The sequence below is a fragment of the Amycolatopsis sp. NPDC033938 genome (assembly GCF_055575975.1).
Genome location: NZ_JBVIRO010000001.1, coordinates 1,016,869 through 1,030,303 on the forward strand (window position 1 = coordinate 1,016,869; position 13,435 = coordinate 1,030,303).

Sequence of the window (13,435 nt, forward strand, 5' to 3'; positions counted from 1 at the left end):
CCAGGTCACAGCTGCCATGTCCCGAGGTTAGTCCTCGGCACACTTCCCAGGTTGCCCTAAAAATGGCCTGGACCTACTTCTCGAGTGACCTGAGCTCGTCGCTGAGCGGGGATTATGCGGTTTATCTGTTACTGATGGTAACGGTCAGCGATGCGACCCGATTGTGAGCCGTATCTCCTTCAAGCCTAGTGAAGTCCGGTCGAGGGGCTATCGGCAGTTGGACGTTGGTTGGACAACGAAGCCCGCAACCTGGCCAGTCGTTCGGCGAACGCGGGTGCGGTGAGTGACGCCACCTGGGGCTCGATCTCGGCGTCGACGGCTGCCGAATGGTCGGTCAGCGCCGCGGTGTGCCGAAGCGTGCGCTTCGTCGCCAGAAGGACGTCTCGCGGAGCGTCGACGGCGGGTTTCGCCAGTTCACGAGCGGCCTTGACCAGATCGCCGTCGGCGAGCCGGAGCGCGAGCCCGCATTCGACAGCGGCTTCGGCACCGACGACCTCACCGAAGAGGGTCATCGCCGCGGCCTTCTGCGGTCCGACGAGCCGCTGGATCATCCACGTCATCCCGCCGCCGGGATGGATGCCGAGATCGAGAAATCTGGCCACGAACTTCGCCCTCGGTCCCACGATGCGGACGTCCGCGGCGAGCGCGAGGTTCAATCCGGCGCCCACCGCGGCGCCGCCGACCGCCGCGATCGTCGGCAGGGAACACCTCGCCACCGAAAGGAAACCGTCGTAGATCGCGCGGAGCCCGTCCTCCCGGGCTGCGGCGAGCGTGTCCAGGTCGGCGCCCGCGCAGAACGCCGGCGGCGCGCCGGTGACGACCAAGGCGTGGACGCTCTCGTCGGCTTCGGCCCGTGAGACGGCCTCGGCCAGCTGCGCGGACAGGTCGAGAGTCAGTGCGTTGCGGGTCGCGGGCGCGTCGATGGTGAGCACGGCGACGCCGCCGTCATGGCTGGAGCGGATCTGATCGGTCACGCGTCGAGGGTGTCACGCTTCTGGCGTCGGCGGGCGTTCCAGTAACCGGGACAGGACGACGGTGGAGACCGTGCGGTCGACGATCTCCAGCCCGCGCAACCGTTCCAGCGCGGTCTCCAGGTGATGGATGTCCGAAGCGCGCAGATGGACGATCGCGTCGGCGGCGCCGGAGACCGTGTAGGCCGCGACGACCTCGGGCAACGGCTCCAGGCGGGCCCGGATCCGGGCCGGGGTGATGTTGCCGTTGCACGTGACCTCGACGAACGCCTCCGTCCCCCAGCCGAGCGCCTCGGGGTCGACGACCGCGGTGAAACCGCGCAGGACGCCGGTTTCGAGCAGTCTGTCCACCCGCCGCTTCACGGCGGGCGCGGAAAGACCGACGACTTTCCCGATGTCGGCGTAGCTGGACCTCGCGTTGGCCATCAGACATGAAACGATTCGCTGGTCGATGGTGTTCACACGCAATGTTTAGCAGGTATACGCGCAGCGAACAGCGATTGATTGCGGAATTAGGTGAGCCTTACCCTTCGTGTATGCCGGTACTAGAGCAGCCCCGTGTGCCCACGACGCGCCGCTACCTCATGTGCCCGCCGCGGTACTTCGCGGTGGATTACGTCATCAACCCCTGGATGGATCCGACCGTCCCGGTCAGCGTCGACACCGCGATGGCGCAATGGACCGAACTCCGTGACACCTACCGACGCCTCGGCCACACCGTCGAGGAGATCGACGCCCAGCCCGGCCTGCCCGACATGGTGTTCGCCGCGAACTCCGGCACCGTCGTCGACGGCCGCGTCCTCGGCTCCCGTTTCCGCGCTCCGCAGCGCACCGCCGAGGCCGAGCACTTCCGCCGCTGGTTCGTCGAGCACGGCTACCGCGACATCACCATGCCCGAGAAGATCAACGAGGCCGAAGGCGACTTCGCCTGGACCGGCAAGGTCCTGCTCGCCGGCACCGGCTTCCGGACCGACCCCGCCGCGCACGCCGAAGCGCAGGAGGTCCTCGGTGTCCCCGTCGTCTCACTGCGGCTGATCGACCCGAGCTACTACCACCTCGACACCGCGCTGTTCGTCCTCGCCGAGGCCACCGACACCGCGCCCGCGCGGATCGCCTACTACCCGGAGGCGTTCTCGGCCGGGTCGCGGAAGGTGCTGGAGCGGATGTTCCCGGACGCGGTAATCGCGGATCGGGCCGACGCCGAATGCTTTGGGCTGAACGGGGTTTCCGACGGCCGCAACGTCGTCCTGCCGGTCGAAGCGACCGGATTGGCCGCGCGGCTCACCGAACGCGGCTACGAGCCGGTCTTCGTGGACATTTCCGAGCTCAGGAAGGCGGGCGGCGGCCCGAAGTGCTGCACCCTGGAGATCCGCAAGTAACCCGTTCGTGGACACCTTGCCGGATCATGTAACTACTCCATTCGCCAACGCGATTAATCGGGAAACTGACGGACTCGGTCCCGAATGAGGCGCGATGGTGATCCTGGCGATTGGCGGCGTGGGCAGGCCCGTGCGCACGCTTGATCCAGGCGAAGACGACACATGGGTGACGGTCGAGCAGTTCGAGCGGGTGCTCGACACGGTGGCCGGACGTGAAGACGTCGGGCTCACCTTCGACGACGGCAACTCCTCCGACGTCGAGATCGCGTTGCCGCGGTTGGTGGAACGCGATCTCACGGCGGAGTTCTTCCCGCTGGCCGGCCGCATCGGCCAGCGGGGCTTCGTCGACGCGGACGGCCTTCGTGAGCTGGCCGACGCCGGGATGTCGATCGGTTCGCACGGCTGGGAGCACCGCGACTGGCGGCGGCTCGACGGCAGGCACGCGCGCCGCGAACTCGAAACGGCGCCGAAGCTGCTCGCCGATTTGAGCGGGAGGCCGGTGCGGTCGTACGCGCCGCCGTTCGGTGCCTACGACCGGCGGGTGCTCAGCAGGCTCCGGCATTCCGGTGCGACGAGGGTCTACACGGCCGAAGGCGGTGCGGCGTCGCGCGACGGTTTGCTGCGGCCGCGGGTCAAGGTCCGGCACGATGTCGACCAGCAGTGGATCGACGGCGTGCTCGGTGACCGGGAAGGCCTGTACCGCCGAGCGGGAAGGTTCGTGACGCGGGTCGCCAAGCTTGCCCACTTTTGACCGGTTTTCGTTGCCTAGTGGGAAAACAACCCCCTGACAGCCCTTGAGTCCGCTGGTGCGCGGCGGCATCCTGAGTGCCCTCGATAAAGAAGCTTTATTAACTAAGGGGTGTTCGGGATGCGGAAACTGCTCCTGTTCTCGGCGATGGTGATGGCCGCGGGGCTGGCCCCGGCGGCAACGGCCGCGGCCGCACCGGCCTCCGCGGGGGATGTCGCCATCCAGGCGGGCCCGACCGCGCAGCAGCTGCTCGCGAAGACCGCGAGCTGCAAGCAGGTCTCGAACGGCAAGTACAAGACCGACGACGAAACCGGCCGGACCATCGCGGTCTGCGACGCGGGCAGCGCCGTGTTCTGGAAGGCCGACATGGACATCGACTGCGACGGGCAGCCGACGGCGCGGTGCAACAAGACCACCGACCCGTGGTTCCAGCCCGACACCGCGTACCCGCGATCCGACGGCAAGGCGCTGATCGCCGACCAGACGCCCTACATCGTCGTGCCGAGCATCAGCAGCACGTGGAACTTCGAAAAGTCCGGCCTCAAGGGCGCCGGCTCGTGCGCGGTGATCTACAACAACAAGGTGCTGTACACCGTCATCGGTGACACCGGCCCGAACGACATCATCGGCGAAGCGTCCTACGCGACCGCGAAGGCGCTGGGCATCAACCCGGACCCGAAGAACGGCGGCGTCGACTCGGGCGTGACCTACATCTGCTTCAAGAACTCGAAGGTGTCGCCCATCGAGAACCACGACAAGGCGACGTCCGTGGGCGAAGGCCTGGCGGCGAAGTTCGTCCAGGGCTGACGAAAAGCCGTTGTACGGCGACGGCCCCGGAGGCTTTCGCTTCCGGGGCCGTACCATTCGGATGATCAGCGCGGGACCACGTGCAGGGTCCACTGGCCGGGGTTGTAAGGCCCTGCGACGACCTCGATGGTCTCGCCGGATCCTTCCGTCCGCCAAGGGCCGAGTATGACGAGCCGGTAGCCGCCGACCGCGACGTTGGTGAAGGTCAGGAAGCCGTTGGCGTCGGTCTTGGTGAGCGACACGAGCTTCTTGTCGGTCGTGCTCAGGGCGACGGTCGTGTTCGCCACTCCCTCGCCGGGGTCGAGCCGATGGTTGCCGTTCCTGTCGTGCCAGAGCTGACCGCGGGAGTCGGCCCTGGCGCCCGGCACCTTCGCGTTTTGGTAGGCATACGGCCCGGAACCCAAGGAGTTGTCGTTGTCGAACCAGCAATCGAGCCCGGTCTCACCGTAGGCGCCCGCTTTCGCGGGCACCGTGCCGGTGACCTTCAAGACCACGCTTTGCCCCGGGGCCACCTTGCCCGCCTTGTTCACGTAGCTGAACGCGCCCCACTGGGTTTGCGGGATCTCCAAACCCCGCTGGAAGCCGCCCGGGTCACATCCCGCGTACAGGCCGGTGACTTCGCGGGCGCCGACGTTCGTGAGCGTCACTGTCGCCGTCGCGGTCTCGCCCACCGCGTAGCTGGCCTTGTCGAGCGAGATCTTCGCGCTCAACGAGTCTGTCAGCGGGCGGATCGCCCTGCCCTCGAGTGCGGTGTTCTGCCCGCTGCCGTCCACTCTCAGGCTCGGCGGGTATCCGGTCACCCAGCCGTCCGGAAGCTTCTCGAAGTGCCAAGAGATGTCGTTGCCGACCGGGACGGCATCGAAGGCGAACCGGCCTTCGGCGTCAGTGATCGCTACGAGGTGCTCGGACATACCCGGGCCGATCAACCGAGCTTCGGCCCCGGCGAGCCCTTCGCCGGGGGAGAACTTGCCGTCTTCGTCGCGGTCACCGTAGAGGACCCCGGCGACTCGATCGGTGGTGCCGGGGGAAAGCAGTCCGACGGTGATCAGGCTGCGGTTGTCCGAGTAGTCGGCTTCTTCCGATCCGCTCACATCGATGTTGAGCACCGGATTGCCCTCGTTGAGGGTGAACACGCTGCCCTTGAGTGTGTATGTCCTGCTCTCGCCCGGCGCGTAGGTGGCGCCGTCCTTGGACCGAAGGTCGCCCCAGGAGGCTTCGTCGACGGTGAAGTAAGCGCCGGACTCCCGCTCGCTGTACCCCTTGACCTGATTCGCCGTCGTGTCACCGATGTTGGCGACCGTCACCTCGATCGGGATGGCGTCGCCCGGCAGCCAGCGGCCCTCCTGAGCCTTGGCCGTCACTTTGATGTTGGGGCCGGTGGCGGCGTAGGCGGGCACGGCGGTCGCCAACCCGGCGACCGTGAGGGCCGCCGTCAGCACTCCGATCGCGCGCAGCGATGTTCTTCGCATGGTGTTCTCCCCAGTCCCGCCCGACACGCCCGTTCGTCACGGACGTCCCCAGGCGATCGTTGACGAATCGAACCTAAAGACGGGAATGGCGGGGCGGCCAGAGCGGAACATTCCGGTGCCGTGGCCGGGCAACCGTAAAGGGGGCTTCGGCGTTCTTAGCGGTCGCGTGCGATCAGCGGCACCGGCGGCAAGTCGCGGCCCGGACGACCGTCACGAGCCCCAGCGGCACCACCTGTCACAACGGCTGCGCGTGAAGGCCCCCTTCCCTCGGCTCAGCCGAGGGAAGGGGGCCTTCACGCGCTCCGCCGCGAGGTACCTAAGAGAGGATTCGCTCTAACGACACTTACCACTCACGACCCACGTGCCCCACCCGGTCCCGCCGCCGCCCCTTCCCGCCTCGCCCCAATCGAGACGAAACCCTTACGCGCGCCGTGTAGCATTTCGTGCCCCTCGAACGATGAGTAATTCCCTTGCCGCACAGGCATTCCGCCAAAAGCAGGCGAACTCGGGACGGCGGTAACGAACCCGGTCCCCAAGCCGACCAACGGGCAGCGGAATGCGGCTGGAGGAATTCGTCATGAAGATCAGTGTCTTCGGGCTCGGTTACGTCGGTTGTGTGTCGGCGGCGTGCCTGGCCGGGCGTGGGCACGAGGTCGTCGGGGTCGACGTGAACCCGGTGAAGATCGACCTCATCTCCAGCGGCAAGGCGCCGGTGGTGGAGGAGCGCATCGGTGAGCTGACCGCCGAGGTGGTCGCGCAGGGCAAGTTGAGAGCCACCACCGACGTCAGACAGGCGGTCGCGGACAGCGAAGTCTCCCTCATCTGCGTCGGTACCCCCTCGGCCCCCAACGGCAGCCTGTCGACGGCGTTCCTGGAGCGGGTGGCCGAGGAAATCGGCGAAGCGCTCAAGGAGAAGACCACCAGGCACACCGTCGTCTTCCGCAGCACCATGCTGCCGGGCACGTGTCTCGATCTGCTCGTCCCGATCCTCGAGAAGTCGTCCGGCCGCACCGCCGGCGTCGATTTCGGGGTGGCGGTCAACCCGGAGTTCCTGCGCGAGGGCAGCAGCGTCAAGGACTTCTACGACCCGCCCAAGACCGTCATCGGCGAACTCGACGCGGCCAGCGGTGACGTCGTCGCGGCGCTCTACGAAGGGCTTCCCGGCGAGGTCTTCCGCGTCGCGATCCCCGTCGCCGAGATGACGAAGTACGCCGACAACTCCTTCCACGGGCTCAAGATCGGCTTCGCGAACGAACTGGGCTCGATCTGCCGCGCCTTGGGGCTCGATTCGCATCAGGTGATCGACGTCTTCCTCGCCGATCGCAAGCTCAACATCAGCCCCGCCTACCTCCGCCCCGGGTTCGCCTTCGGCGGCTCGTGCCTCCCCAAGGATCTCCGCGGCCTCGTCTACGCGGCGCACCGCGCGGACGTCGCCGTCCCGATCCTCTCGCACGTGCTGCCCTCCAACGACGAACATCTCCAGCGCGCATTCGACCTGGTCGCGCGTACCGGTAAACGCAAGGTCGGGCTGTTCGGCCTGTCCTTCAAACCCGGTACCGACGACCTCCGTGAGAGCCCGCTCGTCGAGCTCGCGGAGCGTCTGCTCGGCAAGGGTTACGACCTCCGCATCTACGACGCCAACGTCAGCCTCTCGCGGCTGATGGGCGCGAACCGCGAGTACATCGAGGGCAGGTTGCCGCATCTCGGGCAGCTGCTGGCCGGTTCCGTCGGCGAGGTCGTCGACCACGCCGAGGTCTGCCTCATCGGCTGCACCGATCCGGACGTCCTCGCGGCGCTCCCGGCGGGTGGCGGTCACACCATCATCGATCTCGTCCGCGTACCCGACGCCGACCGGCGCCGGTCTGAAGAGGGATATGTCGGTCTTGCCTGGTAAAGCTCTCATCCTCGTCGAGAACCTTTCCGTCCCCTTCGACCGCCGGGTCTGGCAGGAGTGCCAGACGCTGCGCGACGACGGCTGGGAAGTCCACGTCATCTGTCCACAAGGGACGAAACGGGACACCGAGGCCGAAGTCACCATCGACGGCGTCCACATCCTGAGGTACCCGCTGAAGGCCGCCACCGGTGGCCCGGCCGGGTATGTCCAGGAGTACGGCTCCGCGCTGTGGCACACCCTTCGCCTGGCCCGCAAGGTCGGCCGGGGCGGGAAAATCGACGTGGTGCACGCCTGCAACCCGCCGGACATGCTGTTCCTGGTCGCGCTGTACCTCAAGCGCCAGGGCGCGAAGTTCATCTTCGATCAGCACGACCTCTGCCCCGAGCTGTACCTCTCGCGCTTCGACCGCGGTGAGGACCTCCTGTACCGCGCGGTCTGCGCGCTGGAGCGCCGCACCTACAAGACCGCCGACGTCGTCATCGCGACCAACGAGAGCTACAAGGACGTCGCCGTGAAGCGTGGCGGCAAGTCGCCGGACGACGTCTTCGTCGTGCGCAGCGCGCCCGTGGTCGAACGGTTCCACATGGTCCCGGCCGAGCCCGAGCTGAAGAAGGGCAAGCCGCATCTGCTGGCGTACCTCGGCGTGATGGGCCCGCAGGACGGCGTCGACTACGCACTGCGCGCGCTCGCGTCCCTGCGTGACGAGGTCGGCCGCACCGACTGGCACGCCGTGTTCATCGGTTCCGGCGACGCCTTCGACGCCATGGTCGCGCTGTCCAAGGAACTGAAGCTCGACGACCAGGTCGAGTTCACCGGCCGGATCTCCGACGAGGATCTGCTGCGCTACCTGTCCGCGGCCGACGTGTGCCTTTCGCCGGATCCGCTGAACCCGCTCAACGACGTGTCGACCATGAACAAGATCATGGAGTACATGGCGATGAGCCGCCCGATCGTCTCCTTCGAGCTGCGGGAGGCCCGGGTCTCGGCCGGGGAGGCCGCGCTGTACGCGCCGGCGAACGACGAGCCGGAGTTCGCGAAGCTGATCGCGCATCTGCTCGACTCGCCGGAACAGCGGGCCGAGATGGGTGAGCTGGGGCGGGCGCGCGTCGCCGGTCCGCTCTCTTGGGAGAACTCCCAGAAAGCCCTGCTCGCGGCCTACGCGGCCGCGGTCCGTTGACCGTCTTCACGGTCGCGTTTCGAACAAGACTCGGGCGATCCTGTAACCAACGCCGCGATCGGGCCGACGAGGTTGGTGATACGCCATCCGCGGCGGTGCCAGGCACCGATGGGAGATCCCGGCTTTGACTGACGACACGGTGCGCCTGTCCATGATCGGACAGGTTCTGCGCGGACGATGGCGGACCCTGCTGGTCCTCGCCGTCCTCGGCGCCCTGGTCGGTGCGGGATCGTCGGTGATCCTTTCCCCCGGCTACCGGACCACCTCCAGCGTGCTGCTCCAGGGGCCGCGCGAGGCGGACGAACTGCTCACCCAGGCCGACGTGGCGACCAGCTCCGTCGTCCTCGACCGGGCCGCCGCCGCCCTCGGGGACGGCCAGACCGGCGCCGATCTGCGGGACAAGGTGGCCACGTCGGTCGCACAGGGCAATGTGATCACCATCGAAGCCACCGGCGAAACCGCCGAACAGACGCAGCGGCTGGCTGATCAGCTCGCGCAGGAGTTCGTGAAGTACTCCACCCAGATCATCGCCGGTTCCGGGGACGCCGCCGTGCAGCTGGCGCAGGAGCGCCGCGAGACGTTGCGCCAGCAGGTCGCGCAGACCAACCAGCGGATCAGCGAACTTTCGGCGAAGGTCAACGACGGCAAGACGACCGTGGAGAGCGTCCAGCTCCGCACTGAACTGCAGGGGCTGCGCTCGACGATCGAGTCGGCGATGTCCACCCTGAACGCGGCCGACACCGCCAGCGGCCTCGGCAACATGGTCGTGCTGGGCTCGGCCGAGCTGCCGTCCTCGGCGGCCGCGCCCACCCTGGTGCAGCTCGCGCTCGGTGGTGCGGCACTGTTCTTCCTGCTCGGCCTGTTCGGGCATCTCTTCACCGCCCGCACCGACCGGCGGCTGCGCGACGAGGAGGAGATCGCCGCGGCGCTCGGTGGCCCGGTACTGGCCACCTTCGACGTCGTGGACGAGCGGCCGTCGGGGTCCACCCTGCGGGCCAAGCTCCTCCACGACGACCGGCCGTGGAACATCCCGCGGGTCGACGTCTTCCCCGACGAGATCGACACCGTCGTCCAGTACCGGCGCCTGGTGTCCCGGCTCCCGCACCGGCGGCTGCTGGTGGTGTCCGCCGACGGCGACCACGCCGGGCGGAAGGCCGCCGAGCGGATCGCCGGTCTCGCCGACCGGTGGTTCGTCCCGGTGACCGTTTCCCCGGTCCGTCCCGTCATCGAAGACACCGCCGCCGACGGCGTGCTCGTCGTGTCGAGCCTTGGTTCCCGGTCCGCGTGGGAGCTGGTCGGGATCGCCGAGGCCTGCGCCGACGCCGGTCTCACCGTGGTGGGCACCGTCCTGACCCGCCCGGTCCGGCCGACCCGCACCCGCCCCGCCGCACCCGCCCGCAAGGACCACGAAGCACTGGCAGGCACATCGTGACGAGCGCCGAGAAAGTGAAATCCGAGCCGCTCATCGACCTTCAGCGGCTGGTCGTCTCGGTACGGAGACGCCGTCGCCTGTGGGTGGCCACCGCCTTGCTCGGGCTGATCGTCGGCGGGCTGGTCGCGGTGTTCCTGCCGTCGCCGCCCACCGCGGTCGCGCAGATCCTGGTCGTCCACCCCGACGACTCGCCGACCGACAGCGGGACGCTGATGCGGACCGACGTCGCCGTGCTCCAGACGACGAAGATCGCCACCGAGGCGCTCAAGAAACTGAACAGCACCCAGGCGCCGGAAGAATTCCTCAAGGATTACGAGGGGCTCGGCCTGACGAACAACGTCCTTCAGCTGACGGTCAAGGCCAAGAGCAAGGACGAGGCGCTGGCCCGCGCGCAGGCGATCTCCGACGCCTTCATCACCGAATACATCGCGCGCAACCAGGCGGCCGCGGCGGCGCAGCAGAAGGCCCTGCTCGATCAGCGCAACCAGGCCCAGAACGAACTGACCCCCATCGAAGCGGCGATCGTCACCGAAGAGGCCAAGAACCGCAACGCCAACCCGGCCCAGCTGGAGCGGCTGTACGCGCGCCGGGCGGAGCTGAACTCGAAGATCTCCGACTACGACGGCCGCGCGCAGGAGGCGGGTATCGGCACGCCGAAGGTCGCCGCCGGGACACAGATCGTGGACGCGCCGCGGATCCTGCCGCGTTCCTTCCTCAAGACCCTCGCCACGGACGCCGGGATCGGCTTCGTGCTGGGACTGCTCGCCGGACTGGGGCTCGCGGCCGTCACGAGCGTGATCAAGGACCGGCCGGTGCTGCGCCGCGAGATCTCGCGGCACCTCGGCGCCTCGGTGATCGCGCAGCTGCCCGAACCGTCGCGGTTCCTGCGGGGTTCCCGCGCGGCCGCCCGGCGGCAGCGGGTCGCGACGACGCTGGTCCGGGCCGTCCGGCAGCCGGGCGGACCGGTGTCCTTGCTCGACCTCGGTGCCCGCAAGGTCACCGCCGCGCTCGCCGTCGACATGGCGCGGGAGCTGGCGGAGAAGGGGCCGGTCTCGCTCGTCGACGACCTGCCGAAGGCGGACCTCCGCGGGCTGGTGGGTGAAGGCCCGATCCAGGTACTCGACCGCGGTGACGTGCCGATCTCCGCGCAGGAGCGCCGGATCGGTGTCGGCTCGGTCGAGCCGGGGACGTCGTGGACCGATTTGGAATTCCTCGGTGAGGAGACGATCCTCGTCGTCCGCACCGGGTACGCGAACACCGAATGGCTGCACACCGTCGCGCGTCAGCTCGCCGATCGGCGCATCCCGATCATCGGCGTCGTCGTGGTGGATCCCGATCCGCGGGACCACACCGACGGGACACTGTGGGACGGCCTGCACACGGCGTTGCGCGGACGTGCCGTGCCCATGCCGAAACCGGTGGAGATGTTCCCGCGCGAGAAGAAGAAGGGGCATCCGACGCCGTACAAACGCGCCATGGAAGTCGGCAACGCCGATCAGCCGACGAAACGATTCGCGCCTGTGTCACCGGATAACGCGGAAGCCTTGTAAGGGGAGTAAAAGCAGATGTGCGGTATCGCAGGCGCTTACTTGTGGCCGGACGGGGGACCGCTCACCGATCGGCTCACCAAGATCCTCGCCCACCGCGGACCGGACGGTTCGGGCCGGTACGACCACCGTGCCGGGGACGGGGAAGTCCATTTAGGACACCGAAGGCTGTCGATCGTCGACCTGACCGAGACCGGCGCGCAGCCGATGGTCAAGGACGGTCTCGCGCTGACCTACAACGGCGAGCTGTACAACGCGCCGGAGCTGCGGAAGGAGCTCGAAGCCGCGGGCGTGCGGTTCCGGGGGACCTCCGACACCGAGGTCCTGCTGGAGGCTTGGCGGAAGTGGGGCACCGAAGGCCTTTCCCGGCTGCGCGGCATGTTCGCGTTCGGCGTGTTCGACGAACGCTCCGGCGCTTTGACCTTGGTGCGAGACCAGCTGGGCATCAAACCGCTGTTCCTGGTGCGCCGGGGCAAGGGCGTCGCGTTCGCGTCCGAGCTGAAGGCGCTGGCCGCCGAACTCGGCGGTTCCCTGACCGTGGACGACACCGCCCTCGTCGCTTCCCTGCTCTACTACTGGGTTCCGGACGGCCGGTGCGCGTTCCGCGAGGCCGAGAAGCTGCCGCCGGGCAGCTGGGCGCGCTTCCGGCCCAACGGCGACGTCGAACGCGGCACCTTCTGGTCGCTGCGCCAGGTCGCCGAGGAAGGGGCGGCTTACGAGGGGGAATTCGACCTCAACGCGGTCATCGAGGACTCGACGAGCAAGCACATGATGGCCGACGTGCCGGTCGCGACGTTCCTCTCCGGCGGCCTCGACTCCAGTTACCTGACCGCGCTCGCCGCACGCGAGCAGCCCGGTATCTCCGCGTACACCATCGGTTTCCGGGCCGAGGACGCGAAGTTCGAGGCGATGCCGGACGACCTGATGTACGCGAAGAAGGTCGCCGCGAAGTTCGGCGTCGATCTGCACGAGATCGAGATCGCGCCGCAGGTGCTCGATCTGTTGCCGCGGATGACGTATCACCTCGACGAGCCGATCGGCGATCCGGCGGCGATCAACAGCTACCTGATCTGCACCGCGGCGCGCGAGGCAGGTGTCAAGGTGATGCTTTCGGGCATGGGTGCCGACGAGCTGTTCGCCGGATACCGCAAACATCTCGCGAACAAGATCGCCGTCCAGTACCAGCGGGTCCCCGGTCTGGTGCGCCGTCCGATCGAGTCCGTTGTGGACAGACTGCCGGTGGCGACGTCGAAGCGCGGGTTCCGGTCGGTCCGGTTCGCCAAGCGGTTCCTCTCGTTCGCGGAACTGCCCGAGGAGACCGCGTTCCGGCGCAGCTACACGATGTACGACCAGGCCGAACTGGCCGGACTCCTGAACCCGGACCTGGCGGGTGCGGTCGACGACGTGATCACCGAACACGCGGACACCTACCACGACAACACGCTGACCGATTTCGTGAACCGCATGTGCCTTGCCGATTCGCGGCTCTTCCTGCCGGGCCTCAACCTCGCCTACACCGACCGGTCCAGCATGGCGGCCTCCACCGAGGTGCGGACGCCGTTCGTCGACATCGAGGTGGTGAAGGCCGCGTTCCGGATCCCCGGTGACAAGAAGATCGTGAAGCGCCAAGGGAAAATGGCGCTGAAGGAAGCGGCGCTGTCGATCCTGCCCGCCGAGATCGTGCACCGGCCGAAGGGGCTGTTCAGCGCGCCGCTGCGGGCTTGGATGAGCCGCGACCTCGCACCGCTGGTGCGCGAGGTGACCAACGAAGGCGAATTGGTGAAGGCCGGGTTCCTCCGCCGTGAGGCCCTGCAACGGCTCGTCGACGAAGACGCGTCCGGGCAGCAGGACCGGTCCAAGCATCTCTGGCACATCTTGACCCTCGAATACTGGTATCGCGGCGCCGTCGCGGCCCGATCTGACCCAGCTCGGTCCGGTGGGTCGTGAGTGGCGATTCGGGTTCTAAACCGAGAGGCCCGAGCGCTCCCCCACGAGGCTCACCCCGCCCCCG

Annotated in this window: 11 protein-coding genes; 8 read left to right on the plus strand and 3 right to left on the minus strand. The window is 67.9% G+C overall.

What is annotated here, in order from left to right:
- Positions 1–185: 185 nt before the first annotated feature.
- Complete coding sequence (locus tag ACZ5ZX_RS05070; RefSeq protein ID WP_465500720.1) at positions 186–974, minus strand: enoyl-CoA hydratase; 789 nt, start codon at positions 972–974, stop codon at positions 186–188.
- Positions 975–986: 12 nt separating this feature from the next.
- The gene (locus ACZ5ZX_RS05075; RefSeq protein WP_037308316.1) at positions 987–1,433 is read right to left on the minus strand and encodes an Lrp/AsnC family transcriptional regulator; all 447 of its coding nucleotides are present in this window, start codon (positions 1,431–1,433) and stop codon (positions 987–989) included.
- Positions 1,434–1,507: 74 nt separating this feature from the next.
- Here ACZ5ZX_RS05075 and ddaH point away from each other — a divergent pair, with 74 nt between their 5' ends.
- From ddaH to ACZ5ZX_RS05090, 3 genes are all read left to right on the plus strand, one after another.
- A complete protein-coding gene (gene ddaH / locus ACZ5ZX_RS05080; RefSeq protein WP_465500721.1) occupies positions 1,508–2,350 on the plus strand; it encodes a dimethylargininase in 843 nt (280 codons plus the stop codon).
- Between the two features lie 94 nt (positions 2,351–2,444).
- Positions 2,445–3,101: a polysaccharide deacetylase family protein gene (locus ACZ5ZX_RS05085; protein ID WP_465500722.1), complete on the plus strand. Its 657-nt coding sequence runs from the start codon at positions 2,445–2,447 to the stop codon at positions 3,099–3,101.
- Between the two features lie 117 nt (positions 3,102–3,218).
- Entirely contained in the window at positions 3,219–3,905 is a 687-nt protein-coding gene (locus ACZ5ZX_RS05090; protein ID WP_465500723.1) for a glycoside hydrolase family 75 protein, read from the plus strand.
- Positions 3,906–3,970: 65 nt separating this feature from the next.
- Here the strand turns inward: ACZ5ZX_RS05090 and ACZ5ZX_RS05095 are convergent, their stop codons facing one another.
- Entirely contained in the window at positions 3,971–5,374 is a 1,404-nt protein-coding gene (locus ACZ5ZX_RS05095) for an SdrD B-like domain-containing protein (protein ID WP_465500724.1), read from the minus strand.
- Positions 5,375–5,951: 577 nt separating this feature from the next.
- On the opposite strand from ACZ5ZX_RS05095, the gene ACZ5ZX_RS05100 reads away from it, so the two are divergent.
- The 5 genes from ACZ5ZX_RS05100 (at position 5,952) to asnB (ending at position 13,371) form a co-directional block, all read left to right on the plus strand.
- A complete protein-coding gene (locus ACZ5ZX_RS05100; protein ID WP_465500725.1) occupies positions 5,952–7,268 on the plus strand; it encodes a nucleotide sugar dehydrogenase in 1,317 nt (438 codons plus the stop codon).
- Positions 7,249–8,445, plus strand: a complete 1,197-nt coding sequence (locus ACZ5ZX_RS05105) for a glycosyltransferase family 4 protein (protein ID WP_465500726.1) — start codon at positions 7,249–7,251, stop codon at positions 8,443–8,445. Before ACZ5ZX_RS05100 ends, ACZ5ZX_RS05105 begins: the two co-directional genes overlap by 20 nt.
- 151 nt (positions 8,446–8,596) lie before the next feature.
- Positions 8,597–9,877, plus strand: a complete 1,281-nt coding sequence (locus tag ACZ5ZX_RS05110; protein ID WP_465500727.1) for an exopolysaccharide biosynthesis protein — start codon at positions 8,597–8,599, stop codon at positions 9,875–9,877.
- Complete coding sequence (locus ACZ5ZX_RS05115) at positions 9,874–11,427, plus strand: Wzz/FepE/Etk N-terminal domain-containing protein (RefSeq protein WP_465500728.1); 1,554 nt, start codon at positions 9,874–9,876, stop codon at positions 11,425–11,427. The genes ACZ5ZX_RS05110 and ACZ5ZX_RS05115 overlap by 4 nt, the downstream gene beginning before the upstream one ends.
- Positions 11,428–11,442: 15 nt before the next feature.
- On the plus strand, positions 11,443–13,371 hold the full coding sequence (asnB, locus tag ACZ5ZX_RS05120) for an asparagine synthase (glutamine-hydrolyzing) (RefSeq protein WP_465500729.1): 1,929 nt from the start codon (positions 11,443–11,445) through the stop codon (positions 13,369–13,371).
- Positions 13,372–13,435: the final 64 nt, after the last annotated feature.